Source organism: Arthrobacter sp. Sr24, from assembly GCF_054511175.1.
Genome location: NZ_JBTNDB010000001.1, coordinates 121,148 through 145,346, shown reverse-complemented (window position 1 = coordinate 145,346; position 24,199 = coordinate 121,148). Strand labels below are relative to the sequence as shown.

The 24,199-nt window shown below is 58.9% G+C and carries 29 protein-coding genes, 2 pseudogenes and 1 riboswitch; of the genes and pseudogenes, 13 read left to right on the top strand and 18 right to left on the bottom strand.

The genetic code is table 11. The features are described from left to right. Nucleotides 1–82: 82 nt before the first annotated feature. Genes ACX80D_RS00775 through ACX80D_RS00765 form a run of 3 tightly spaced genes read right to left on the bottom strand, consistent with a single transcriptional unit; the run spans nt 83 to nt 2,807 of the window. A complete protein-coding gene (locus ACX80D_RS00775; protein WP_459320625.1) occupies nt 83–550 on the bottom strand; it encodes a site-specific integrase in 468 nt (155 codons plus the stop codon). Then, nucleotides 547–1,467 (bottom strand): tyrosine-type recombinase/integrase, encoded by a 921-nt coding sequence (locus ACX80D_RS00770; protein WP_459320892.1) that lies wholly within the window; start codon nt 1,465–1,467, stop codon nt 547–549. The genes ACX80D_RS00775 and ACX80D_RS00770 overlap by 4 nt, the downstream gene beginning before the upstream one ends. Nucleotides 1,468–1,502: 35 nt before the next feature. After that, complete coding sequence (locus tag ACX80D_RS00765) at nt 1,503–2,807, bottom strand: tyrosine-type recombinase/integrase (protein WP_459320624.1); 1,305 nt, start codon at nt 2,805–2,807, stop codon at nt 1,503–1,505. Nucleotides 2,808–3,237: 430 nt separating this feature from the next. Here ACX80D_RS00765 and ACX80D_RS00760 point away from each other — a divergent pair. The 3 genes and pseudogenes from ACX80D_RS00760 to ACX80D_RS00750 form a co-directional block, all read left to right on the top strand. After that, nucleotides 3,238–3,369, top strand: a pseudogene (locus tag ACX80D_RS00760) (RHS repeat-associated core domain-containing protein); the annotation flags it as partial. A 202-nt stretch (nt 3,370–3,571) separates the two neighbouring features. Continuing rightward, a pseudogene (locus ACX80D_RS00755) lies at nt 3,572–3,751 on the top strand (DDE-type integrase/transposase/recombinase); the annotation flags it as partial. Between the two features lie 469 nt (nt 3,752–4,220). Continuing rightward, a complete protein-coding gene (locus tag ACX80D_RS00750) occupies nt 4,221–4,418 on the top strand; it encodes an integrase core domain-containing protein (protein ID WP_459320623.1) in 198 nt (65 codons plus the stop codon). Nucleotides 4,419–4,463: 45 nt separating this feature from the next. On the opposite strand, the gene ACX80D_RS00745 is transcribed toward ACX80D_RS00750, so the two are convergent. From ACX80D_RS00745 to ACX80D_RS00715, 7 genes are all read right to left on the bottom strand, one after another. Further along, entirely contained in the window at nt 4,464–5,042 is a 579-nt protein-coding gene (locus ACX80D_RS00745) for a DUF1990 family protein (RefSeq protein WP_459320622.1), read from the bottom strand. Further along, nucleotides 5,026–5,433, bottom strand: coding sequence for an MmcQ/YjbR family DNA-binding protein (locus tag ACX80D_RS00740; protein WP_459320621.1), 408 nt, complete (start codon nt 5,431–5,433; stop codon nt 5,026–5,028). The genes ACX80D_RS00745 and ACX80D_RS00740 overlap by 17 nt, the downstream gene beginning before the upstream one ends. Continuing rightward, nucleotides 5,430–6,032: a dihydrofolate reductase family protein gene (locus ACX80D_RS00735; protein ID WP_459320620.1), complete on the bottom strand. Its 603-nt coding sequence runs from the start codon at nt 6,030–6,032 to the stop codon at nt 5,430–5,432. Before ACX80D_RS00735 ends, ACX80D_RS00740 begins: the two co-directional genes overlap by 4 nt. A gap of 54 nt (nt 6,033–6,086) precedes the next feature. Then, a complete protein-coding gene (locus tag ACX80D_RS00730) occupies nt 6,087–6,932 on the bottom strand; it encodes a hypothetical protein (protein ID WP_459320619.1) in 846 nt (281 codons plus the stop codon). Nucleotides 6,933–6,940: 8 nt separating this feature from the next. Beyond that, complete coding sequence (locus tag ACX80D_RS00725; RefSeq protein WP_459320618.1) at nt 6,941–7,567, bottom strand: polysaccharide deacetylase family protein; 627 nt, start codon at nt 7,565–7,567, stop codon at nt 6,941–6,943. Nucleotides 7,568–7,603: 36 nt separating this feature from the next. After that, entirely contained in the window at nt 7,604–7,816 is a 213-nt protein-coding gene (locus ACX80D_RS00720) for a hypothetical protein (protein WP_459320617.1), read from the bottom strand. Between the two features lie 112 nt (nt 7,817–7,928). Continuing rightward, nucleotides 7,929–8,345, bottom strand: a complete 417-nt coding sequence (locus tag ACX80D_RS00715; protein ID WP_459320616.1) for a CoA-binding protein — start codon at nt 8,343–8,345, stop codon at nt 7,929–7,931. Between the two features lie 94 nt (nt 8,346–8,439). Further along, nucleotides 8,440–8,553, top strand: a riboswitch (SAM riboswitch). A 6-nt stretch (nt 8,554–8,559) separates the two neighbouring features. Here ACX80D_RS00715 and ACX80D_RS00710 point away from each other — a divergent pair. The 3 genes from ACX80D_RS00710 to ACX80D_RS00700 all read left to right on the top strand — a co-directional run bounded on the left by ACX80D_RS00710 (nt 8,560) and on the right by ACX80D_RS00700 (nt 11,317). Further along, nucleotides 8,560–9,405, top strand: coding sequence for an ABC transporter ATP-binding protein (locus ACX80D_RS00710; RefSeq protein WP_459320615.1), 846 nt, complete (start codon nt 8,560–8,562; stop codon nt 9,403–9,405). A gap of 65 nt (nt 9,406–9,470) precedes the next feature. Then, complete coding sequence (locus ACX80D_RS00705; protein WP_459320613.1) at nt 9,471–10,511, top strand: aliphatic sulfonate ABC transporter substrate-binding protein; 1,041 nt, start codon at nt 9,471–9,473, stop codon at nt 10,509–10,511. Next, nucleotides 10,508–11,317, top strand: a complete 810-nt coding sequence (locus ACX80D_RS00700) for an ABC transporter permease (protein WP_459320612.1) — start codon at nt 10,508–10,510, stop codon at nt 11,315–11,317. Before ACX80D_RS00705 ends, ACX80D_RS00700 begins: the two co-directional genes overlap by 4 nt. 27 nt (nt 11,318–11,344) lie before the next feature. Here the strand turns inward: ACX80D_RS00700 and ACX80D_RS00695 are convergent, their stop codons facing one another. The 3 genes from ACX80D_RS00695 to ACX80D_RS00685 form a co-directional block, all read right to left on the bottom strand. Further along, entirely contained in the window at nt 11,345–11,863 is a 519-nt protein-coding gene (locus ACX80D_RS00695; RefSeq protein WP_459320611.1) for an SUKH-4 family immunity protein, read from the bottom strand. Between the two features lie 107 nt (nt 11,864–11,970). Next, nucleotides 11,971–12,777, bottom strand: coding sequence for a carbon-nitrogen hydrolase family protein (locus tag ACX80D_RS00690; RefSeq protein WP_459320609.1), 807 nt, complete (start codon nt 12,775–12,777; stop codon nt 11,971–11,973). 179 nt (nt 12,778–12,956) lie between these two features. Further along, nucleotides 12,957–14,243: an adenylosuccinate synthase gene (locus ACX80D_RS00685; RefSeq protein WP_459320608.1), complete on the bottom strand. Its 1,287-nt coding sequence runs from the start codon at nt 14,241–14,243 to the stop codon at nt 12,957–12,959. Between the two features lie 418 nt (nt 14,244–14,661). On the opposite strand from ACX80D_RS00685, the gene ACX80D_RS00680 reads away from it, so the two are divergent. Both ACX80D_RS00680 and ACX80D_RS00675 read left to right on the top strand, forming a co-directional pair. Further along, nucleotides 14,662–15,204 carry a MarR family winged helix-turn-helix transcriptional regulator gene (locus ACX80D_RS00680; protein WP_459320607.1) on the top strand — a complete coding sequence of 181 codons (543 nt, stop codon included), beginning with the start codon at nt 14,662–14,664 and terminating at the stop codon, nt 15,202–15,204. Next, on the top strand, nt 15,204–16,007 hold the full coding sequence (locus tag ACX80D_RS00675; protein WP_459320606.1) for an SDR family oxidoreductase: 804 nt from the start codon (nt 15,204–15,206) through the stop codon (nt 16,005–16,007). The genes ACX80D_RS00680 and ACX80D_RS00675 overlap by 1 nt, the downstream gene beginning before the upstream one ends. Before the next feature lie 157 nt (nt 16,008–16,164). Here ACX80D_RS00675 and ACX80D_RS00670 read toward each other — a convergent pair whose 3' ends face one another. Next, a complete protein-coding gene (locus ACX80D_RS00670; RefSeq protein WP_459320605.1) occupies nt 16,165–16,590 on the bottom strand; it encodes a DUF3151 domain-containing protein in 426 nt (141 codons plus the stop codon). After that, on the bottom strand, nt 16,591–17,613 hold the full coding sequence (gene fbaA, locus ACX80D_RS00665; protein ID WP_459320604.1) for a class II fructose-bisphosphate aldolase: 1,023 nt from the start codon (nt 17,611–17,613) through the stop codon (nt 16,591–16,593). A gap of 339 nt (nt 17,614–17,952) precedes the next feature. On the opposite strand from fbaA, the gene ACX80D_RS00660 reads away from it, so the two are divergent. Together ACX80D_RS00660 and ACX80D_RS00655 are read left to right on the top strand one after the other, a co-directional pair. After that, nucleotides 17,953–18,663 (top strand): bifunctional 4-hydroxy-2-oxoglutarate aldolase/2-dehydro-3-deoxy-phosphogluconate aldolase, encoded by a 711-nt coding sequence (locus ACX80D_RS00660; protein ID WP_459320603.1) that lies wholly within the window; start codon nt 17,953–17,955, stop codon nt 18,661–18,663. Further along, entirely contained in the window at nt 18,660–19,640 is a 981-nt protein-coding gene (locus ACX80D_RS00655; RefSeq protein WP_459320602.1) for a sugar kinase, read from the top strand. The genes ACX80D_RS00660 and ACX80D_RS00655 overlap by 4 nt, the downstream gene beginning before the upstream one ends. 124 nt (nt 19,641–19,764) lie before the next feature. Here ACX80D_RS00655 and ACX80D_RS00650 read toward each other — a convergent pair whose 3' ends face one another. Beyond that, nucleotides 19,765–20,403, bottom strand: a complete 639-nt coding sequence (locus tag ACX80D_RS00650; protein ID WP_459320890.1) for a TrmH family RNA methyltransferase — start codon at nt 20,401–20,403, stop codon at nt 19,765–19,767. Nucleotides 20,404–20,547: 144 nt separating this feature from the next. Between ACX80D_RS00650 and ACX80D_RS00645 the strand changes: the two genes are divergently transcribed. After that, entirely contained in the window at nt 20,548–21,342 is a 795-nt protein-coding gene (locus tag ACX80D_RS00645) for an HAD-IIA family hydrolase (RefSeq protein WP_459320601.1), read from the top strand. A gap of 225 nt (nt 21,343–21,567) precedes the next feature. Here the strand turns inward: ACX80D_RS00645 and ACX80D_RS00640 are convergent, their stop codons facing one another. Then, nucleotides 21,568–22,194, bottom strand: a complete 627-nt coding sequence (locus tag ACX80D_RS00640; protein WP_459320600.1) for a thymidine kinase — start codon at nt 22,192–22,194, stop codon at nt 21,568–21,570. Between the two features lie 131 nt (nt 22,195–22,325). On the opposite strand from ACX80D_RS00640, the gene ACX80D_RS00635 reads away from it, so the two are divergent. Next, entirely contained in the window at nt 22,326–22,574 is a 249-nt protein-coding gene (locus tag ACX80D_RS00635; RefSeq protein WP_459320599.1) for an SCO4226 family nickel-binding protein, read from the top strand. A 76-nt stretch (nt 22,575–22,650) separates the two neighbouring features. Here the strand turns inward: ACX80D_RS00635 and pyrE are convergent, their stop codons facing one another. Beyond that, nucleotides 22,651–23,217: an orotate phosphoribosyltransferase gene (pyrE, locus tag ACX80D_RS00630; RefSeq protein WP_459320598.1), complete on the bottom strand. Its 567-nt coding sequence runs from the start codon at nt 23,215–23,217 to the stop codon at nt 22,651–22,653. Nucleotides 23,218–23,280: 63 nt separating this feature from the next. Here pyrE and nadE point away from each other — a divergent pair, with 63 nt between their 5' ends. Further along, complete coding sequence (nadE, locus tag ACX80D_RS00625) at nt 23,281–24,102, top strand: ammonia-dependent NAD(+) synthetase (RefSeq protein ID WP_459320597.1); 822 nt, start codon at nt 23,281–23,283, stop codon at nt 24,100–24,102. The last annotated feature ends 97 nt before the right edge of the window (nt 24,103–24,199 follow it).

Below are 24,199 nucleotides of genomic sequence, written 5' to 3'. Positions count from 1 at the left end.
ATCGTTATGCAAGTAGTCCGTGCCGAGTATGTTTTCGCTGGAGCGTGTTTCGTCGGTCTTCTCATAGCTGTTGCGGCCTATGTCACCGCGAGGCGACAGAACAAGTGATCTGATCGCGTCTACCGATCCATGTCTGTGTATTTGGTGCTGCAATTAGCGCATTGGTCTCGGTTTCGTTGAGGTAGCAGATCAGAGGATTAGTGGTCTTGGCAGGTTGAATGGTGAGGATGCGGCGAATGGTTTCGGCGTGTTCTGGATGATCGGGCAGTATATGCGCAAATAGAGTGCGAATGGCTATGAGTCGCGCATTGCGGGTCGAGGCTGTATTGGCCCGGTCAGTGGTGAGGTAGCCCAAGAAAGCGGTCACAGTGTCTCTGTCGATGTCATCGAGACGGATCTGATCCGCGCTGATCGCGCTGGTGGCGCTGATGAACTTAGTCAGCAGTCGCCAAGTATCGCGGTAGGAAGCGATCGTGTTCTCGGAGAGGTTGCGTTGGGTATGTACGTAATCGGTGAAGAAAGACTGCAGTGCGGTAGCGAGATATGTCATGAGAAATCACTCCATGGGAAGGTTGCGTTCGCCCGATTGGCTGCCAACGCCAAGAGCTCTGGAACGGCTTGGATGTACCAGTAGGTGTGGGACGGAGATGAATGGCCGAGCCAGATAGCCAGAAGGCTTAGCCTTGCTGCAGGGTTGCCAGCAACAGCGGAATAGGCTTCGATCATTTGACGGGTAGCGAAGGTGTGCCTGAGATCGCGAAGGCACGGTGTTGTACCCGTCCAGGTGAAATTTGCTACCACGCGGATTCGCTCGAAATGGTCTTCCACGGTTCCCCTCTGGTAGGCCTTGCCCCGACTACTAATAAAGAGAGGCCCGTCGGGTGATGGTTTCGCAGCCTGACGATGCGGGCTGGTTTCGTAGCTGGCAAGCGCATCGATCATGGTGGGATGAAGCGGAATGATTCTGTCGGGCCCGTGCTTATTTGCCCGGATCAACACGGTACCTTCGAATACTTGGATATCTTGGGGTCTCACCCTTAAAACTTCTCCTACTCTCATGCCACTAACGGCCAGCAGAGCGATGATGCTCGCCATGGTGCTTTGTATGAGCGGTGAGGTAAAGACGTCCTGACAGACGACGATCAACGCATCGACCTCGGCCTGAGTGTAGATGTGGGGCGTTCGCCGATGCTTGCCGGTATTCAACGCACTAGCCACAGGCACCGTGATGTCCATTCCCAAAGCGGCGCAGTAACGGGAGAACCCTCTCACCGCGCTGAGGCGCTGATGCTGGTATGAGCTCATAAAGTTGGGCTTTCCCCGCGCCCAGACGGCGACCTCTGTCGTCGTGAATGTTGCCCCAGTGTTTCCGTTATCCCATAGCCATTCCAGGAAACGGCGGGTAAGTCGTTCCTTCTCGATGAGTTGGAACCCCAGCGCATGCAGCCCAGTGAAGTATTCCTCCATGGCTGCCACTAGCTCGTCATTGCCAGGATGAGCGTTCATGGCAGTTTTCCCCATGATGGTGCTAGCGGGCGCAGTGGCACCATATCGACTCGCGCGTAGGTCACTGATGAGCTCAACGATGCATGACCGAGGAGCTCCTGAACTTGCCTCAGATTTCCTCCCTCAGCCAGTATCTTGGTCGCGGCCGTATGGCGAAGTCGGTGTGGGTACACACCGTGAAGGCCGGCAATGCGGGCATGCTTGAAAACGATCTCGCCTATGCCTCCCCGATTCAGTGCCTTAAAGGGAGGCAGGGAACGGATAAAAACCCCGCGTTCTCCGGGGCCAGCATGACGGATTCGCAAGTAATCCACCAGAGTTTCACCTACATCAACAGGCATCGGCAAGATCAGAACGCGTCCGCCCTTGCCGACCATCCGCAACGAGGGTTCGCTCCAGTTAAGGTCATCGAGAGTCAGAGCAGCGACTTTTCCGATTCTTACTCCGAGTCGGGCCAGCATGACGATCACGGCCATATCGCGTCGGCCAGTGGCACTGTCAAAGTCAACGGCGCCCTTCAACGCTGCAACTTCGCCCGGTGCCAATCCTCTCGGTAAACTCGCGCGAATCCGCCGGGGCGAGAGAATCCCGAGAGCAACCCTGTCCTGTATCCACCCATTGCCGGCGGCCCACGAGAGCAGGCCGCGCAACAAAGCGGCCGTGCACTGAGCAGTGGATGAGGAGTATCCGGCCACTGCATTCTGCAGGAATTCATTGGCCATTCTGACATCAACTCGTTCCCAATCCAGTTCGCCAGAGGACTGCTCGAGTAACGTCAAGAATGGCGCCGCGACTCTGCCTGCCTTGTCGATCCAGCTCGTTCCTTGGCCCTGTTCTGCTTGGAGAAACTTCAACCAGTCCGCCAAACATTCCTGTGCAGAGCTAAGTTCGGCATCGGGAACCTTTGTGGGCCTCAAATGACCTTTCTCGCTAAGGAATCGAAGAACGGCAGAAACATTCTGATTAGCCGAGCAATGCCCCGGGTACCGGTCATTGTCTTCCCGCACCATGCCGATTACACACCCATGATCCAACTCGCCAAGCTGGAGATTCTCGGTGAGCATCCATGCTCCAAGACGAACTGCGGCTCGAGAAAGATTGACTTGCGTTGTCGAGGCGTACCCCTGCTCAGTCAGCCACTCAATGAAGTCCACCGCCACGGCAGCCAGAGGACCCGCTTGAAGCAGAGGCCAAATCCTTTCAAACACACCAGCAGCCACAGCGAACTTGGTCCCAGGGCCTGCTGGAACGCCAGCATCCCTTTGAATACCACCACTATCTAAACTATTCGGATCTTCCATGACCCGCTCCTTCCTATACGGAAGAGCAGGTTCTCACACCACGATTATGCCGACAAGGCCCCGAGACAACCGGCCCCAGCCAAGGTAAACAACCACAAAGTAGGCATAACCCAAACATCGGCATAAGCAATTAATGGAAGATTGGAACACCCCCGAGGATCTGCCCTTGGATTCCGGAATCTCACCAACTACGTGGCCAGATCGTTGCTGGAATCCGGAGGCTTCAGACCGAAACTACACTCTGGATTCTGAAGTGCCTCTTTCTGGGTGCATTGTTCTATACACTTCTGCAACAATTTGCACCATCAACTCCAACATGGATTTCAATGGGACCTCTAGGGATCGCCATTGGTCTATGTGTCGTATTCGCCGCCGTCTATGCGGCACGAAAATCCTAACTACAAGCACCGCATTTTGAACCGGACAGGTCAAATACGGCGCCTGCTGCTACGACCCCACCACCGGACGCTGGACCCAACGAGACACCCTCGCCAACCCCTTGGATCCTCACAACGCCAACCGCTATTCCTACGCCGCCAACGACCCCATCAATAACGCCGACCCCACCGGGCAGAATAGTATTCTGGGAGCTGAGGCAAGGACTTTGATAGGTACGGCCGTGGGATCAGCCCTCGGGGCGGGGCTAGCAATTGGCTTAGGAATCGCATTCGGATCTTGTATCGGTGGGGCTCTCGGAGTTGGCGCTGCTAATGCATTCAACGGCGAAAGTTCATCTCTACGTGTTATGTGCAGCTGCACACAAAACCTACCTGAGGATCCGGGAAGGCTGGCTGTACTTGTGTGCGGTCCGGGACTGCTGCTCTCGGCGGGTATTGGGCTGGGCGATGGATTCGGTGCAGAACACCGACCTGGTGGAACGGGCGTTGCGCATGGCCTACACGCTCCGTGGCGAGCTGCATACAGACCTCGTGTTCCATGCCGATTAAGCCGAGGGCTGGGTGTGTGGGCGCGTGTTTCCGCTGGTTCGTGTCTAATTTATCGGCTTAATAGTTCGTGTAATATCGGCGCTCCCTGCCCTTTATCGTTGGCGGTGGTCAGGTCAATCCTCGTGGGTGAAACCGTCAGCTGTTGGGCAAGGCGCCATTCATTGTCTGCTTCGCTTCACCCAATGAGAGGCCCGCGGCAGAGGTCAAACCTTTGTGGCGAAGCCGTTGCCTGCGTGACTCAAGACAGCCAGAATATTAAGCCGAGGAACCTATCGCTGATCCCCGGAAGGACGTGGCGAGACGTCCAGGGTTCGGCTTAACGGATTCCTCGGCTTAATCGGAATCAGCAGAATTCGGCTTAATAGCGATCGCGGAGCGCAATTCACCTAGACACAGCTGTGGGAAGCTTCAAAGGAATTAGGGATCCTGCAGTCTGTCGGGCGCACGGGCGAGTGCTGGGACTGTGATGCAGGAGTCATTCCGGTCCACTTTGAAGACCGAATTCTATGATCTTCGAACCTGGCTGACTCGGGCTGAGGCGAAGACCGCAGTCGCGTGCTGGATCGAAGAGTTCTACAACCGCCAACGCCTTCACTCGAAGCTTGGAATGGTCCCACCGGTCGAGCATGAACTGAGCCTAAGCACTCATAAAGAGCCGGTTTAATAGCAATCCAAGTTGAATGCCGTGGAAAGAACGATAATAATGTGACTAAAAGCCGCCCGTGAGCGTGCGTGCTGCCTGCTGGTAAGAGCGGGTCACCCCAGCCTGGGTGAGCTTGGTGACCGAAGCACCCAAGGCGTAGATGAAACCCGCAGGCTTACTGAAAGCCAACAGCCTGAAGTACACGCCGCCGTCGGACTTCTTCATCGCGATGAACGCTTCCTCACCGAGGGCAGGGTGGCCAGGCAGCGTGCCGTAGCCAAAGCCAGCCATCTGCATTTCCTGCCCATCGGCGCCAGACAAAAGCTGAGGTTCCAGAGCCCAGACAACCTCGCATGGCACGGGCAGGCGTAGGTTTCCCACCCCAAAACCACTCACCACATGAGCTCCCACCTCGGCACGCGGCGGAGCCTTGACCTGGAGACCGGCCCGGCGCTGAATTTCCCAGCTCAGTATGCCTTCGGCCAGCGCATCGAACGCCTCCTGGCCTGCTCCTACCGCGAGCGTCTTGTCCACATGGTCAAAGCCTTTAGGCCAGTCGATCGTCTCGGCAGTCCTCTGGGCAGCCAGCCTGGTCAGTCCCAGAAAGGGGTAGTCCAGGGGGCCGCGACTAACTTTTGGCGACATATGCGCTCCACTCCAATGCTTGTTGCTGATTCTTGGGCAGCCCAGCCACCACAAGATCGTAGGAATCTTCCATCATTTCCAGCACCATTTGTTCCGACACCGCAGAAGTATCCACGGTGTTCCAGTGCCTCTTATTCAAGTGGTATCCGGCGGTGATTCCAGGGTTGGCCTGGCGCAGTGCCGGGGCCAGCTCAGGATCGCACTTGTAGCTGATTTTTAGTGGTTCGGCGTCCAGATCACCCAGCGCAAATACCTTGCCCACCCGCTCGGCCCCACCGTTACTCGGTGCTTTGACCTTGAAAACGCTTGTTTCGGCTCCGAAGGGGAAATCCTCATAGGCGCCGGTCATGGCCAGCGCCGCGGCACGCAGAACCCCGGCTGCGATACTCACAGAGTTCCAGCTTCCGCCGTCGGCGTTTCATTGTTCTGCTTCCCAGCCTTGAGCACGGCATATTTCAGTACAGCAAATTCCCCGTGCTGCTCAGCGCTGCTTAGTCTCAACTGCTCGGCTCCAACATTGCGCGGCAACAATGGTGCCCCGCCTGTCAGAGCGGCGGGTGCGAAGGTGACGACAAGCTCGTCCAATGCACCGCAATCCAAGAACTGACCGGCCACATCGCCTCCGCCCACTACCCAAATATCCAAGTCTCCGGCCGCCGCCCTCATCTCCGTCAGCACGTCCGCCACGGAACCACTGACAAAGCGGACGTCGGCGCCGTCGGGCACGGGAAGAGTACGCGTGGTGAACACATAAGTGGGTTTACTACCGTAGAACTGTTGCCATTTGGCTGGTTCCGCCAAGAGGTTTTCGGCCTTGAGTACCCACTCATAGGTGGAAGAACCCTCCACAAAGACACCCGCAGTTTCCATGAAAGCAGCAATGTCCGGGCCGTCGGCATCATCCACGGCAAAGAGCCAGTCCAGGGAATGGTTTTCATCTGCCAAGAAGCCGTTCAACGTTGAGGCGGTGTAGTACACGGTCTTCGTCATAGATTCAAGGCTACCGGCAGTAGCCGCGCCCAGCCGAACGGGCAGATTGCGCCGTCAAACAAGGCAAAGACGGCCGAGCGGAGTCAGGCGCACTTCCTGCAATCCGTCATAGCGACTGAGCCGATCCAACTCTTCCCCACCCCACTGGTCCGTGTAGTCGCTGCGCGCACCCTCCGGTGCAACGTAACGCACATCGACTAGGCCAAGAGTTGCCGCATACTCGAAAAGCAGCACCAACACGTACCGCCCCTGCAAGAGTGACCAATCATGGTAACCGTCGTACGCCAGGCTGCCATACTGTGGATCCTCAATGTAGAGCTTCCACAACCGCATTTCCGTACGTTGAATCTGGGGGTCCATCCCCAACTGCGACATTTCGGTAAATAATGCGTCAACCGGCGTCCAAGAATCCTGCTTCAAGAGTCGCAGCCCCTCGGCCGCCATTTGCCGCCGAGGTTTCAAGGCGCTCAAGACGTTGGCGGAACGTTGTCCTTTGATGGCTTCTATTCGGCTGAACTCATCGATGATGCCTGCCTTGAGCCACCGTTCCCACAGTCCCTTCAAGACCAAAGCAGGGTCCTTGGACAGTGCTGTGTGGCCGCGCGGCGTCAATGCCATTCTGGGACCGTCTGCCAGTCCGCCGGCTTGCAGCAGCAGTGGCCAAGCGAAACTAGAAATGGCCTCATTGGCATAAAAGTCCCCACCGGGCAGCTCCTTTTCCAGCAACCGCATGGTGGCAGCCGTGGGCTTCCGGGTGGCTGCACTGACCCGTAGTTTTCCTCCATCAGCCAGCGCGAGCAACACCGGGAGCTGCACGATCGCCCTGGATTCTGTATGAACTTCCGTGCCAGGCAGGGTGCGATCTTCGTTTTCCACCAGCTTCAACTCCTTCTGTTTCATAGCAGATCTTACGGTGTGGCCAGATAGTCTTCGAGCAGCACCACTTGGAGTCCGGCCGCTTTTTGCGCTTTGAGGAATGCAGCGAGATCGTCCGGGAATTCCTTCCTGAAATGCATCAAAACGATATCCCCTGGCCGCAGCCCCGCGCCCACTTGGTAATCCATTCCGCCTGCATTGGCCTTGCTTTCCCAAGCCACAATGACCTTCATGCCGCACGCCGCAACAGCCCGCCGGGTGGCCAGGGTGTACGGGCCGCCGGGCGGGCGAAAGAAGACCGGCCGGCGGCCAAACTGTTGCTCTTCAAAGTCAGCCATACCGCAAATTTCGGCCTTTTGCTGTTCGTAACTGAGCTGGATAAATCCCAAATCGTGGGTCATGGTGTGGTTCTCGATGAGGTGTCCGGCCGCAGTGTATTTTCTATAAAAGTCTGAGCTTCCAGCAATATAATTGTGAGCCAGAAACAGCGACGCCTTGATCCCATTTTTCTCCAGTAACGCCAGGAACGAATCCCGCTTGATCGCACCGTCGTCGACCGTCAAAAACACCACTTTTTGCTCGGTAGACACCTTGGTCAGCACCGGCGCCAGCCCGTCTACGATGGGCAGCGGCACGCAGCCCGGCACCAGCCCCTCCAACGTATCCACCCTCCCGGTGAGCGGGTTCTTGGGAAGCTAGCTGCTGGGAATATCCGACGCCGGAGCTTGCGTACTCGAGGCCGCCCCACTTTCCACTGGGGTACTTGAGGCAGCGACAGTAACGATGGGCGGCTCAGTGGTGGCTGGGCCAACTACCACAGCGGCCGGCAACGCTGAACTATTGGTGTTGGCCCACCACAGTCCGGTGGCCACGAGGGCGATCGCGAGCACCAGCACCGATAAGGCCACCCAACGGCCACGTCCAGGTCCAGGGGACAGATCAAGGTGGCGGGGAATAAGTAGCTTTTCTGGTTTCTGTTTCTGGTTTCCGGAGATCGGCTAGCGGCACAGCTGGAGCCGCTTAGAGCCCAAGTTTTGCAGCTTCAATCTTGGGGCAGGTATTCATCACCACGTCAAGACCAGCAGCCTGGGCACGCTGGGCCGCGTCTTCGTCAATAACGCCCAGTTGGAGCCACACCGCTTTGGCACCTACTGCTATGGCTTGGTCAACCACGGCTCCCACCTTGGCGGAGTTCACAAAGCAATCCACCACATCGATGCTGCCTGGGACCTCAGCCAGGGTCTTATATCCCTTGGCGCCATGGACGTCGTCGCCCTTCAAACTCACCGGGATAATCTCCTGACCCAGGTGCTGCTGAAGGAACAAGGAAACACTGACAGCAGGACGCAGCGGGTTACCGGACAAGCCCACCACAGCCCAACGTCCGGGGGTACTCAGAAGCCGGTGGATCAGCTGCGGATCATTGATGTGTGCCATGTTACGAGCCTAGTCCCCCACCGATTGTTACGCCTCGCGAACTCGACGCACTTGCCGATTTCTGCCGTCACGCCACTTCGTCTTAGTCTTGAGATGACCATCCCGAGCGGCCGAGAGATCTGGCTCATTGACGCCGCAGCAACCCTGGTTGACGCCTCTGCAAGAGGAGTCATCGCCGGCAGGGTGCTACCGCCAGGAACGATGGAGTGTTGTGATGTCTGCTTTACTTTCGCGCTCGGCACCTGCCGAATCAGTGTTTTTGCCAGCGGTAATTTCCGATCCCCAAGGCACTGCGGCCATGCCGGTTGCCTTTCAGGGACTTGGCCGGTCCTTCAGTTCAAAGGGCGGAACGCACACGGTGCTCCGGGATGTTTCCTTTGATATTCAGGCTGGGGAAATCGTAGCCCTGCTAGGACCTTCCGGCTGCGGAAAATCCACCCTATTGCGTGCCGTTGCCGGGCTCGACGCCCCCAGCAGCGGATCTGTGACCATTGACGGAACAGAAGTATCCGGGATTGACTCACGCTGCGCCGTAGCCTTCCAAGAACCCCGTCTCCTGCCTTGGAAATCGATCGCCAGCAACGTGGCGATCGGAGTTCCATCCGGAGCAGACTCAGCACGCAGCCGCCACGTAGTGGAAAACCTGCTGGAACTGGTGGGCCTCTCATCCTTCGCTGGACACCGGCCCCGGGAAATCTCCGGCGGCATGGCCCAGCGGGCATCGTTGGCCCGCGCTTTGGCCCGCAATCCCGGTGTTCTCTTACTGGATGAACCCTTTGGTGCACTAGATGCTCTGACCAGAATCACCATGCAGGATCTGCTGCTGGATATCCATTCAGCCGAACCGACCACGGTTCTGCTGGTCACCCACGATGTGGATGAGGCGTTGCAGCTCGCTGACCGCATCATCCTGCTCGGCGACGACGGCACCGGCCAGCCCGGTTGCACCATTGTGCGGACCGTGGATGTGCCCGGTGCACGCCCCCGAGACCGGGCTTCAACAGAACTGGCCGGACTGCGCAGCTCACTGCTTGGCAGCCTCGGCGTCGACGGCCACTAGCCACTTCTTTCTAGTTACCTTCTTTCTTTCTTTCTTTCATCAGCACACCCATTTTGAGGACCACTATGCCTAATTCAGCTCATTTCAACCGCCGATCCTTCCTAGGTTTCACCGCCGCCGTCTCCGCTCTGGCCCTGGCTGGCTGCGCCGGTGAGGACGCAGCAACCAACGCCGCTGGCAAAGCGGGCGGCTCTGACACTCTCAACATCGACTTCGCCACCTACAACCCGCTCAGCTTGATCATCAAGGAAAAGGGCTGGTTGGAGGCAACTCTGGCGCCGAAGAACGTCACCGTGAAATGGCTGCAGTCCGCCGGCTCCAACAAGGCCAATGAGGCACTGCGTGCTGGAGCGATCGATGTTGGTTCCACTGCTGGCTCCGCCGCGCTGCTGGCACGGGCCAACGGCTCCCCCATCAAAACCATCTCGCTCTACTCCCAGCCTGAGTGGGCAGCACTGGTCACCAACAAGGATTCCGGCATCACCAAAGTTGCCGATCTTAAGGGCAAGTCCGTGGCCGCCACCAAAGGCACCGATCCCTACTTCTTCTTGGTCCAGGCACTGGAGGAAGCCGGTCTTAGTACCAAAGACGTGACGGTGGAGAACCTACAGCACGCCGACGGTCGCGCTGCGCTAGCAAACGGTTCTGTAAATGCTTGGTCCGGCCTGGACCCCATCATGGCCACGGCCGAGCAGGAGGGCGCTACGCTCTTCTACCGGAACCTTGATTTCAATACTTACGGATTCCTCAACGCCACCGAGTCATTCCTGAAAGAAAAGCCTGAGTTGGCACAGACCGTGGTGGACGCCTACGAAAAGGCCCGCGTCTGGGCTGCGGCAAATCCGGAAGAAACGGCTCAGATCCTGGCCGATGCTGCTGGTCTGAAGCCAGCAGTTGCCACCACTGTGATTCTCGAGCGCAGCAACTTGGATGTCTCCGGAATCCCGGGCGAGAAGCAGCGCGCAGTGTTGGCCAAGATCGGCCCCACCTTTGTTGAGCTTGGCGATGTCAAAACTCAGGCCGAGGTAGACACAGCCCTGGAAACCCTGCTGGATGATTCCTTCGCCCTCAAGGCAAATCCTGATTCAATCAAGGAATCCGCATGACACTGAAGCTTGACACTCCAACGCAAGCACCCCTGCATCGAACTCTTGGAGGCGCCGGTGGCTGGGCCAAGCTGGGCTTGGGACTGATTCTTCCGGTCATCATTTTGCTGGCGTGGCACCTAAGTACCGCTGCAGGCATATTCTCGCCGGCTCAGCTGCCTTCGCCACGAGCAGTATTTGAGGCTGGGACAGAGCTCATTGCCCGCAATGAACTGTTCGGCCACATTGCCATCTCCACGCAGCGAGTGCTCCTTGGATTCTTGGCTGGAGCCGTGTTGGGTGTGTCCTTGGGAGCTCTTGTGGGACTTTCAAAGGTCGCCGAGGTTTTGCTGGGGCCCACCATCGGCGCGCTCCGGGCGGTCCCGTCCCTGGCATGGGTACCGTTGTTGATCCTCTGGATGAAGATTGGTGAGGACTCCAAGGTCACGTTGATTGTGATTGGGGCCTTCTTCCCGGTGTTCACCACGGTGTCTCTGGCCTTGCGCCATGTGGATAAGAACCTAGTCGAGGCTGGACGAGCTTTCGGCTTGAAGGGTCTGAAGCTGCTGACCACGGTGCAGTTACCGGCGGTGGTCCCGTCCATCTTCTCCGGGCTCCGGCTAGCACTGGCACAGGCGTGGTTGTTCCTGGTGGCGGCGGAACTGATCGCCTCGTCCATGGGGCTGGGATTCTTGTTGACCGATTCACAGAATAACGGCCGTACCGACAGGTTGCTGTTGGCCATTGTGATGTTGGCGGTCCTCGGGAAAACTACCGATGCGCTGCTGGGCTTGGCCGAGAAATGGGCCGTAAGACGCTGGTCCTAAGCACGTGGCACTAAAGACACCCTCAGGTCAGGCGTCAACGAATGATTCGTTGGCGCTTGGCCTGTCGTTGTCTCCGGAGTCGGACTCTTCCTGTTCTTCCTCTTCTTCGTCGTCATCCTCGTCAAGGTCCACATAGTCTTCGCTGGTGAGCTCCTCGGTGTACAGGGCCCAGAATTCATTGGCAGCAGCGGCAGCCGGGTCGATAGCTTGCAATTGTTCTTGAAAGGACTTTCTCACGGCGGAGAAGTCCTCATCATCTTCGGGGCCAACCGTGTCACGGTCAATGGCTCCCCAGGCGGCAATAATGGCGGGGAGGGTCTCCAATGAAGAGGCCATCAGGGTCTCCTCGTCTTCGCAGACATACAACACGGATCCGCTTTTTCGATCGACCACAACAAACTGGAAATCATCGTCGTTGCATACAATGGCCCGGCCGCTAGGATCATCGGCAAAGGGCGGCTTGAGCCATTGCCCATCCAAAGGGACATCCTCTAGGGCAACCGGGTACAGACCCTCCAACACGGACCAAATCTTGGTGTCGTTCATGATGTCCTCCTACCGACCATTCAGCCCTTAGAGCCTGCACTGACTATCCTGCCTGCTTATAGTCTCGACACTAATCACCGCCGCTTGCCCCGTCAACGGGAATCTTTCTAGCCAGCAGGAAGCACTGTGGCGCTGCTTTCAAAACGCCGGTTACGTAGCACGGGGAGAAATTCGCGAACTTCTTCAATGCGCCGGTGAGTAATATCTGCGGTGGCCACACCTTCGTCCTCGTCATTGAGGAAATCAATGGCGATACCCATGGGGTCAAGGATGGCCGAGTGCCCAATGCAGTGATCACTGGAGGTACCCGCAGCCACCACCCAGCAGGTATTTTCAATGGCCCGCGCCTTGAGCAAGGTCTCCCAATGATCGATCTTATGTTCGCCCTTGAACCAGGCTGCCGAAACGCAGATCATGTCCGCTCCGGAGTCGGCCAGAGCCCGTGCCAGTTCGGGGAAGCGGATGTCGTAGCAGGTCATGATGCCCACCTTGAAGCCACCGATCTCCACCACAGTGATGCCGCGGTCGCTGGGCTTGATCCGGGTTGATTCTTGGTAGGAGAAGGCGTCATACAGGTGCAGTTTCCGGTAGGTGCCAAGGATTTCACCGTCATCACCCAGTGCCACCACGGTGTTGTACGGGCGCTCCTCACCGCTGGATTCATAGCCACCAGCAATGACGGCGATGCCCACTTCGGCGGCAATCATGGACAGCCCGCGCACAAAGGTGGTCCAGTGCGCGTCCACGGCTGCGGCGAAATCGCCCTTGATCCGGCCCACGGAGAACATGGCCTCTTCCGGGAAAACCACCAGTTTGCTGCCGTCCTCGGCTGCGGCCGTGGCGAGCCTGCGCATGGTGGCCAAATTCGTGACGACATCTGCACTGGGGTTGAATTGTCCAACACTGACCTTCATGCCGTGGGTCCTTCCGCTCGGTTCTCTGTGGAACCAGACTAGCCCTTCCCGCGCCCGCCGTGTCCCCCGAGCCAGCCAATCAAGCCCACCCAGACAAAAGGAAAGGACGACGCCGGAACTTTAGTTCCGCCGTCGTCCTTCCTTGCGCTTGCCCGGAAATAGACCGGGCTGTGCTGTTACTAGTTGATCAGATCGTGGCGCACAATGGTCTGGTCGCGGTCCGGGCCCACGCCAATGGCGGAGATCCGGGTGCCCGACATAGCCTCGAGGGCCAAGATGTAGTTGCGCGCGTTCTCGGGCAGATCTTCCATGGTGCGGGCCGTGGTGATGTCCTCGGTCCAGCCTGGAAAGTTCTCGAAAATGGGCTTGGCGTGGTGGAATTCGGTCTGCGTCATGGGCATTTCATCATGACGCACCCCGTCCACGTCGTAGGCCACACACACGGGGATGGACTCGATGTTGGTGAGCACATCCAGCTTGGTGACGAAGTAATCCGTGAAGCCGTTGACGCGGGAAGCGTGTCGGGCCAGGACGGCGTCGTACCAGCCACAGCGGCGCGGACGGCCGGTGTTGACACCGAATTCGCCACCGGTGGTTTGCAGGTAGATGCCCATGTCATCGAAGAGTTCCGTGGGGAACGGACCGGCGCCAACACGGGTGGTGTAGGCCTTGATGATACCCACGGAGCGGGTGATGCGCGTGGGGCCAATGCCTGAACCAACCGAGGCTCCGCCTGCGGTCGGGTTCGAGGACGTGACGAATGGGTAGGTGCCATGGTCGACGTCCAGGAACGTTGCCTGGCCACCTTCCATGAGCACTACTTCGCCGCGGTCTAGAGCCTCGTTCAACACAAAGGTTGCATCGATGACCATGGGGCGAATGCGGTCGGCGAAGCTCAAGAAGTACTCCACCACCTCTTCAACTTCCACGTCACGACGGTTGTAAACCTTGACCAGAAGTTCGTTCTTCTGCTTGAGCGAACCCTCTACCTTCTGGCGCAGGATTGACTCATCAAAGAGGTCCTGGACGCGGATACCCAAACGGGCCACCTTGTCCATATAGGCCGGACCAATGCCGCGGCCGGTGGTACCGATGGCACGCTTGCCAAGGAAACGCTCGGTGACCTTGTCCAGCACCTGGTGGTACGGGGCAACGAGGTGGGCGTTGGCGGAAATACGCAGTTTGGACGTGTCCGCGCCGCGGGCTTCCAAGCCCTCGATTTCCTCAAACAACGCTTCGAGGTTAACCACGCAGCCGTTGCCAATGATGGGTGTTGCGTTGGGGCTCAGGATACCGGCGGGAAGGAGCTTGAGCTCATACTTCTCGCCGCCTACAACTACGGTGTGCCCGGCATTGTTGCCACCGTTGGGCTTCACTACATAGTCGACCAAACCACCCAAAAGATCTGTGGCCTTGCCTTTTCCTTCGTCACCCCACTGGGCGCCGACGATTACGATTGCTGGCATGGGACCCTCCCCCTTGCTCATAAGTTGAGCCGAGCGCTGCATGATTCAGCGGTTGTTCCGCTGTACACCGTCCGGGCACGAAAATGCCCCTTGGGAACCATGTGCCAAATCCTGCAAGTACTTTAAAGTACTGCGGAAAGGCGAACGGCCAAGGGGGTCTTACCCCGCAAGTTTACTGTACTGCCGGGGCAGGTGCACATTGGCGCCATCCAATGGACAAACCGCGCCAGTTTTTCGGAGCTCTCGGAGGAAGGTGGGCACCGCCGTCCTCTTTTCATGGCGGAACATGCTGGGGCATAGGTGGGAACGGTTGCCCGCGCGACGGGGCGAGCAATGTAGAGACATTTTCACAGAAAACGCGTATACTGTCTTTAGGACAGTAATTGGACGTGCGAATATTACTTTTAGGAGCGCAGCGATGACCCCGCACAGCAACGAGCAAGACCCGCCCGTCAAGCCGTATAGCAATGCTCTCATGACCTCGCTGACGCGCGTCATGGCCCAGTGGAGCGCACCTGACTTCCTCACCTCGGTGGTGGCCCGCAAGGGCTTGGACTTAGACCCGGGAGCCATCACTGTCATCACTTTTCTCTCCAATGGCGGCCCTCTACGGCCCTCTGCATTGGCTCAGAAGATGGTGACCGGAGCTTCCAATGTCAGCAAGATACTCGCGCGGCTCACCACGGCGGGGATTGTAAAACGCATCTCCGACCCGGCCGATGCCCGTGCCAGCCTAATCACCCTCACTCCCGCAGGACGCCAAGTGGCCAACACTTTTATCGAGGCCGGCGATTCATTGGTTGAGGAGTTATTGACTGGCTGGGACGAACAGGAGCGCCACGATCTGGTGCGTCTGCTGGACAAACTTGAACACTCTACCGCGGCACTTTCCAGCCACCTAAGAACCACCCAAAATCATCTGGTCGCCACAGCCCCAGAGCCTTCGAAGGAGAACGAATAATGACTGAAACAACGCAAACCTCACCGCGTACCTACATCGTCACTGGAGCCGGTTCCGGAATTGGTCTGGCCACAACGGAGCTACTGCGCGAGCGCGGGGCAACCGTGATCGGCGTCGACTTGAAGGGCGCCGAGATTGAAGCGGACCTGAGCACCCCAGCAGGGCGCAAAGCGGCAGCCGAAAACGCTATCGACCTGGCCGGAGGAAAGATTGACGCCGTCATCGCCTGCGCCGGAATCTCTGCTCCCATCCCGCTCACGGTGAGCGTGAACTACTTTGGCGTGACAGAATTCTTGGACTACTTAGCTCCCGTTCTGGCTAAGAGCCCGGCGCCTCGTGCCGCCGTCGTAAGTTCCGCAGCGAGCCTGCAGACCACCTCACCGGATCTAGTCGATGCCCTGCTGGCAGGCGAGGAGGCCAAAGCCTTGGAAATTGGTGCCGCACTCGCCGCGCAGGGCCCTGCTGGTTACCTGAACTACCCCTCCAGCAAGCGGGCGCTGAGCCGGTGGGTTCGCCGCGAATCAATCACGGAGCGCTGGGCTGGAGCCGGCATTCCGCTCAACGCGGTGGCTCCGGGCACTGTTATTTCGCCGATGACCGAGAAGCTCCTTTCCACCGAAGAGGGGCGGAAGTTGGTTGATGACAACATGCCGATGCCGTTGAATTACCACTCTGAGTCCATTGTTTTGGCACGTTTGCTCGCCTGGTTGACCAGCGAAGAGAACACACACACCACAGGGCAGACCATCTACATCGACGGCGGCGTTGACGCCACGCTGCGCGGAGACAACATCTGGGACTAGTTTCCACAGCGAAGCGCAATCGAGATCCTTCGGAACGCAAAAATGACGCCGGTCCCGCTTTATGACACCGTAATTTCAGTGTCATAAAGCGGGACCGGCGTCATTTGTGGCTGGGCCCGCATCGCTGGGCCCGGGGAAATAACGGGCCCAGCAGCTCCTAGAGCGCGGCTTCGATCGCGGCAGTAGCCAACGGGTCGGAGTCGTTCAGGAACGTGGTGATGCGTGCGGCTTCGTCGGACTCGCCAATAGCGCCAGCGGCACGGCCCAGAGCGTAGAGCGCGCGCAGGAATCCACGGTTGCCCTCATGCTCGTACGGGACCGGACCGGTTCCGCGCCAGCCATTGCGGCGCAGTGAATCCAGGCCACGGTGGTAGCCGGTACGCGCGTAAGCGTAAGACTCGATGGTGCGGCCCTCGGAGTACGCCTCGTCAGCCAAAATGGCCCACAAAAGCGATGACGTCGGGTGCGAGGCCGCCAAATCAACGGCCTCATCCCCGGCGTCGAGCCGCGAAAGGACATCCACCTCGGCCGGGAGCAGTGTGGGCTCCGGGCCGAGGAGGTTCTTGCGGAAGGAATCAGACATTTACTTGAACGTCTTACCTGCAGAGCCGAGCTGCGAGGCAGCTTCAACAACGCGTGCAGCCAGACCCTTTTCGGCCGAGGCGCCCCAGACGCGGGGGTCATAGAGCTTCTTGTTGCCAACTTCGCCGTCAACCTTCAGGACGCCGGAGTAGTTGGAGAACATGTGGTCAACCACAGGACGCGTGTAGGCGTACTGGGTGTCGGTGTCGATGTTCATCTTGATGACACCGAAGGAAACGGCGTCGGCAATTTCCTGATCCGAGGAGCCCGAGCCGCCATGGAAGACCAAGTCGAACGGGTTTTCCTTGCCGATCTTGGCGCCAACGGCTGCCTGGATTTCCTTCAGGATTTCCGGGCGCAGCTTGACGTTGCCAGCCTTGTAGACGCCGTGGACGTTACCGAAGGTCAGGGCCGTGATGTAGCGGCCGTGCTCGCCGGAGCCCAGTGCTTCAACGGTGGCCAAGCCATCTTCGATGGTGGAGTACAGCTTGTCGTTGATGGCGTTTTCCACGCCGTCTTCTTCGCCGCCAACAGCGCCAATTTCAACTTCGAGGATCATCTTTGCAGCGTGGGTACGAGCCAGCAGTTCGCGGCCGATGCGCAGGTTTTCCTCGAGGGTTTCGGCGGAGCCGTCCCACATGTGGGAGTTGAAGATCGGGTCGCGGCCAGCCTTGACCTCAGCCTCGGAGGCGGCCAGCAGCGGCAGAACGAAGCCGTCTAGCTTGTCCTTGGGGCAGTGATCCGTGTGCAGGGCGACGTTGATGGGGTAGTTCTTGGCAACTTCGCGAGCGAATGCTGCGAAGCCCAGGGAACCGGCAACCATGTCCTTGACGCCAGCGCCGGACCAGTAGGCGCCGCCACCGGTGGAGACCTGGATGATGCCGTCAGTTCCGGCGTCGGCGAAGCCCTGCAGGGTTGCGTTCAGGGTCTGTGAGGATGTCACGTTGACCGCGGGGTAGGCGAATCCGCCAGCTTTGGCGCGGTCAATCATTTCGGCATACTTGTCCGGTGTTGCGATGGGCATTAAGAGCTCCTCTGTGCTGAACGGTACTAAGAGTCTGGAATCAGGCCAGCTCCCGCATGGCTCCTCCTATCTTAGCCAGTACGTACAAAGTCACGAAGAAGATGAAGTTTCCGTTCAATCTATGGACGTTTTTCCACGTACGACGGCGGACCCTAATCTGAGTGCCTCAGGTCTCGCCAGCGCGGGGAAACCTCCCCACGGCGCGGAGGTATCGGCTTGTTACGGTCCAGTCCTCACGGCAAGTAACGTGGCCGGTAGTGTGGCCGGTGGGGTCCTCTGACAGTCGGGACAGAAGACAGTCAGTGAAGAATTGGATCTAGGACAGGAAGAGTTTGTGCCATGGCAATTGGGAACAGTGACATAAGTCAGAATCAGACAACAGCGCGTCCGGCAGCCGGTGAGCTCTTGCGCGGTAATCCTGTGGTGGCTGTGCTTCGCGCCGGACATGCCAGGGAATATGCACCCGTGATTGCGGCATTGGCCGCGGGTGGCGTCACCACCATTGAGCTGACGTTGAGCACGGCCGGCGTGGTGGCGGAATTGCCCGCGCTGTTGGCGGAGTTTGGCGCCGCAGTGGACATTGGTGTGGGCACTATTACCTCGCTCAAGGAGGCTGTGGAAGTCTTGGACGCCGGGGCCAAATTCTTAGTCACCCCCATCACCGATCTGGCCGTGGTGGAAGCCGCAGTCCAACGTAATATTCCAGTTTTCCCTGGCGGACTGACGCCGACGGAGTTGTTCGCGGGTTGGAAGGGCGGCGCCACAGCAGTGAAGATATTCCCGGCCAGCTCCATGGGGCCAGGATATGTTGCACACCTCCGTGGTCCGTTCCCCACCATTGAAGTCATCCCCTCAGGCGGAGTCTCCATTGAGAATGCCCCCGAGTGGATTGCAGCAGGAGTCTTGGCAGTCAGCTTGGGCGGGCCCTTGCTTGGCGATGCCTTCCGTGGCGGGGATTTGGCAGCACTAACCCAGCGAGCCCGGAAGGTCACCGAGCTGGTTGCCGCCGCCGTTGCAGCCCGGGACGCTGCCAACGGAGCCAGAAAGTGAGCAGCCCTGAGCCGAGCACCATGGATAGCAAAGCGGTTGACGTTGTCACCTTTGGCGAGACGATGGCGCTGATGAAGTCCACCAACCCCGGTCCGCTGGCGCATGAGACCACTCTAGGTTTGGGCATTGGCGGAGCCGAAAGCAACGTGGCCATCGCCTTGCGTCGGCTGGGCGCCACCGTTGCCTGGGCCGGCCGAGTTGGTCAGGACAGCTTGGGGGAACTGGTGTTGCGCCAGCTACGCGCCGAAGACCTCATTGTGCACGCCGGCCAAGACCCTGGAGCCCCCACGGGCCTGATGATCAAGGAACGCCGCACTGCCGAATCAACCAAGGTCATGTACTACCGGGCAGGGAGTGCCGGATCGCGGCTGTGTCCCCAGGATTTCCCAGCGGGGCTGATCACCGGAGCCAGGCTATTGCACATCACCGGGATCACTCCGGCGCTCTCAGCCTCCGCCGCCGAGGCTGTCACCTTTGCCGTGAAGCAGGCTCGCGCCGCCGGGACCCTAGTTTCCTTTGATCTGAACTATCGGCAAGCGTTGTGGTCCAAAGCGGATGCCGCCGTAGCGTTCAAGTCCTTGATTGAGCAGGCTGATGTGGTGTTTGCTGGCGACGACGAGGCGGCCATTGTTGTCGGCGAATCCTCCGGTCCGCACCAATTGGCAGCCAGAATCGCTGCTCTTGGTCCGGCACAGGTCATCATCAAGCTCGGGGCTCAAGGCGCCGTGGCCCTGGTTGACGGCGAAACGTTCACCCAGCCGGCCATTCCCATCCGCGCCGTGGACACCGTGGGAGCAGGCGACGCCTTTGTAGCCGGCTACCTAGCCGAGTTGCTCCGCGGCGAGCCAGTGGACACCCGGCTACTCACGGCCGCTCAGACCGGGGCCTTCGCATGCCTGGTCCACGGGGATTGGGAAGGGATGCCACGCCGTTCAGAGCTGGGGCTCCTGAACGCGTCCGAGCCCGTCATCCGCTAGGTTCCAGCAGCGCTGGCAGCACGGTGCCCACCACGCGGCGGACCGCAGAAGGTGAGTGGCGCCGTCGTGCTTAAGAATGTTCACCACGGACGACGGCGGATCCGCCCACCTCGGGTGCGCTGGCCTAGCTGACGCTCTGGTTGAAGACGTGCCGGCGGATCCACGCGTGCATGGCGATGCCGGCGGCGGAGGCGGCGTTGATGGAGCGAGTGGAGCCAAACTGCTCAATGGACAGGGTGGTTTCCGCGGCGGCATGCACCTCGTCGCTGAGCCCCGGGCCTTCCTGACCAAATACGAAGACACAGTTGCGGGGCAACTCGTAGGTTTCCAATTGTTCGGAGTCTGGGAAAATATCGATCCCGATGATGGTCAGCCCTTCGCCCTTCGCCCACGCAACAAAGTCCTCAACGGTGGGGTGGTGGCGGACGTGCTGGTAGCGGTCGGTGACCATGGCGCCGCGCTTGTTCCACCGCCGTCGGCCGATAATGTGCACTTCCTTGGCCAAAAAAGCGTTGGCGGTGCGCACCACGGTGCCAATATTCATGTCGTGCTGCCAGTTTTCAATGGCGACGTGGAAATCGTGGCGGCGGGTGTCCAGCTCGGCCACGATGGCGTCCATGCTCCAGTACCGGTACTCATCTAGAACGTTGCGGCGGTCACCGTTGGCCAATAATTCCGGGTCCCAATGATCACCCTCGGGCAGCTCACCTTCCCACGGGCCGAGGCCAACCTCGTGGTGCAGTTCCGGATGCTCGGGGATCACGGAATCGTCTGGGACAGGGGTTTCACCGGTTTTACTCACCGTTCAACTTTACGCACAACTGCCCAGTCTCGGCGCAAAACCCTTTTCCCTGCACTTTCTCTGCAAGACTTGAGGTAAGCCATCTGCCTACTCTCAGGAGGAATCATGACCATTGAACAACAACGCCAGCCGATCGACATCGAATGCTGGCTCACGGACATGGACGGCGTGCTAGTCCATGAGAACAAGGCCGTACCAGGTGCCGCGGAGCTGATCCAGCGCTGGGTGGACACCTCTAAGCGCTTCCTCGTGCTGACCAATAACTCCATCTTCACCCCGCGCGATCTCGCTGCCAGGCTCAAGGCTTCCGGGTTGGACGTCCCGGAGGAGAACCTGTGGACATCTGCGCTGGCCACCGCCCAGTTCTTGAAGTCCCAAATGCCGCACGGGCGCGCCTTTGTCATCGGCGAGGCAGGATTGACGACGGCGTTGCATGAGGCAGGCTTCATTCTCACCGACCAGAAACCGGACTATGTGGTGTTGGGCGAGACTCGCACTTATTCGTTTGAGGCCATCACGCAGGCCATCCGGTTGATTGGCGACGGGGCACGTTTCATCTGCACTAACCCAGACGCCACAGGCCCGTCGCGAGAAGGGCCTATGCCGGCCACGGGCGCTGTCGCCGCGCTGATCACCAAGGCAACTGGCCGGGAACCCTACATTGTGGGCAAACCCAATCCCATGATGTTCCGTTCGGCCATGAACCGGATCCAGGCCCATTCCGAAACCACCGCCATGATTGGGGACCGTATGGATACGGACATCATCGCGGGCATGGAAGCCGGCCTGCACACGGTGTTGGTGTTAACCGGGATCACTCAGCCCGAAGATATTGACGCCTACCCATTCCGACCGGACCAGGTGATGAACTCCGTCGCGGATCTGATTCCACAGATCTAGGGTCTCTGGGTTCGAATCACCAAAGGGGGTGCCTCTCCACGGATTGGAGAGGCACCCCCTTTGGTGATCCGGTGGCAGTGAGTGTGGCCCTATTCTTGGCCCACTCAGCTTCTCCAGCTTCCACAGCTTCTACCGTCATTCTGTGTTCTGTGCGACACCCCTGTGGGGTCATAGGCAACGAAGCACTTTCCCCGCGGGTATAGCGATGGGGATTGCCGCCCATCGCTATGCCCCCAGCGTGCCGCCCGAAGCTTCCAAATAACAATTGCCACAAAGGGATTCATACCAAACCTCGGCACCCTCAATGGCGACTTGATCGCCGTCGAACACTATCTCGCTGCCCACACGCCGGGTGTTGAACATGGCTTTACGTCCGCAGCGGCAGATGGTTTTGAGCTCTTCCAACGAGTGCGCAATTTCCAGCAACCGTGCCGCGCCCGGGAACGCCTTGGTGCGGAAATCGGTGCGGAGACCGTAGGCAAGAACCGGCACACCGTCCAGCACTGCGATGCGGAACAGATCGTCAACTTGGGCCGGGTCCAAAAACTGCGCCTCGTCCACCAGCAGACACGCTACCGGCGCCATGTCCATGTGTTTCAGGAGCGCATCGGGAGCGTCGCCAGCAGCTTGCTCCGCGAATAGCGCACGGACATCCGTACCCGGCGGGATGACAAAATCCACCTCACGACTGACGCCGAGGCGAGAAACCACGGAGTTTTCACCCTTCGTGTCCACGCCAGGCTTCGCCAACAGAACCCGCTGGCCGCGCTCCTCATAGTTGAACGCGGCCTGCAGCAGTCCAGTGGACTTGCCCGAGTTCATGGCTCCATGGCGGAAATACAGCTTCGACAAAACAGACCTTTCGGTGTTTGGATTCCGCAACAAGTTACGCATCGGTACCGCTGTTGCGGCAGCCGCACCGATTCTATAGTTGAGCTAACATCCTCAACGTGTGAGCCTGTAGATCACTAAGGAAGTGTGCCATGCCAGAGTTCATGGACGTCCACAATCATATGCAAGGCATCTCTGCCGAAGACCTCAAAGCCGCGCACCAAGCCGACCTCGAGGCCCAAAGCGAAGAGAACGTCATTTTCAAGAACGCGTGGGCCGATCCCGTGACAGGCAAAGTTTTCTGCCTGTCAGAGGCCCCGTCGGCTGAGGCCGTTTTGCGCGTTCATGAACGTACGGGTCACGCCGCCGACGAGATTCACAGCATCACTTTGGCGGTCTAACCATTCCAAGCGATCTGCCGATGCTCTGGGCTGCGGCGCGGCTGCCTTGGTGCGCTGGTGCGCTGCCTCGCTCAGCTTAGGAGAGGCCGAGCTCGTCCTTCCCGAAGATGAACAGGTAAGGAATGTTGGCTTCGGCTTCGATGCGCTCCTTGGCGCCAGTGTCGCGGTCAACGATCACGGCAACGGCTTGGATGTTTCCGCCTGCCTTACGCACACCTTCGACGGCGGTCAGTGCTGATCCGCCCGTTGTGGAGGTGTCTTCCAGAACCACTACCTTGCGGCCATCGACACCGGGGCCTTCAACCTGGCGTCCCATGCCGTAGGACTTCTGGGCCTTGCGAACTACGAACGCGTCGATAGCGCGGCCAGCGTCTCCAGCAGCATGCATGAGCGCGGTTCCGACGGGGTCTGCACCCATGGTCAAGCCGCCGGCCGTCTCAAACTCGATCCCGGCGTCGTCCAGCATGGCCAGCATGACGCGACCGGCGAGCCGGGAAGCCTCGTGGTGGAGCGTGATGCGGCGCAGGTCGATGTAGTAGTCAGCCTCTTTACCGGAGGAGAGGATTACTTTGCCGCGGACAACAGCAAGCTCCTTGACGAGTTCAAGCAGGCGGGCGCGGTCAGCAGCAAGTGTGGGGGTCATGGGATCCATTCTAAATGGACGTACGCAACACTACGGAAATATGCACGGGCTAGGCTTAGTCACATGCGCGAACTACAAGCACAAATCATTGACGAACTTGGCGTCCAGCCCACGATTGACCCGGCTGGGGAAATCACTCGGCGGGTGGCATTCCTGAAGGATTATCTGAAAACGACGGGCACAAAGGGCTATGTGCTCGGTATCAGTGGTGGTTTGGATTCCACTCTTGCCGGGCGGCTGGCGCAGCTCGCCGTGGAAGAGCTCGCAGCCGAGGGGGTTGAGGCGAACTTCATTGCGGTGCGCCTACCCTACGGAGTTCAGCACGATGAAGCCGACGCCCAAGCAGCCATGAAATTTATCAGCGCCAAAACGGAGCGGACCTTCAACATTGCTCCGGCCGTGGATGGTTTCGAGGCTGAGTTCGCCAAGACGGCCACGGAAGATGTCACTGATTTCAACAAGGGCAATATCAAGGCCCGCAGCCGCATGATCGCCCAGTATGCCTTAGCCGGGGCCGAGAACTTGCTGGTTATTGGAACCGACCATGCCGCGGAATCCGTCACTGGTTTCTTCACAAAATTTGGCGACGGCGGTGCCGATATCCTTCCGCTGTTTACCCTGAACAAGCGTCAGAACCGGGCACTGCTGCGCGAGCTCGGCGCCCCGGAGCAGTTGTGGGCAAAGGTTCCCACCGCAGACCTTCTCGACGGCGTCCCCGGCCGCACTGATGAAGATGAACTCGGCATCAGCTACGAGGAGATTGACGACTACCTAGAAGGTAAGGACGTCAGTGAGAGTGCCACTGCCGGAATTGAGCGCCGTTTCCTGCAGAGTCGGCACAAGCGCACCATACCGGTGTCCCTGCTCGATTCGTGGTGGAAATAGCCCACTCCTTCAAACGCTATCGCAGCAATGGCTGAACAAAAAGGAACGCTATCGCACCTCAGTGCGATAGCGTTCCTTAAAATCACACCATTGGTGC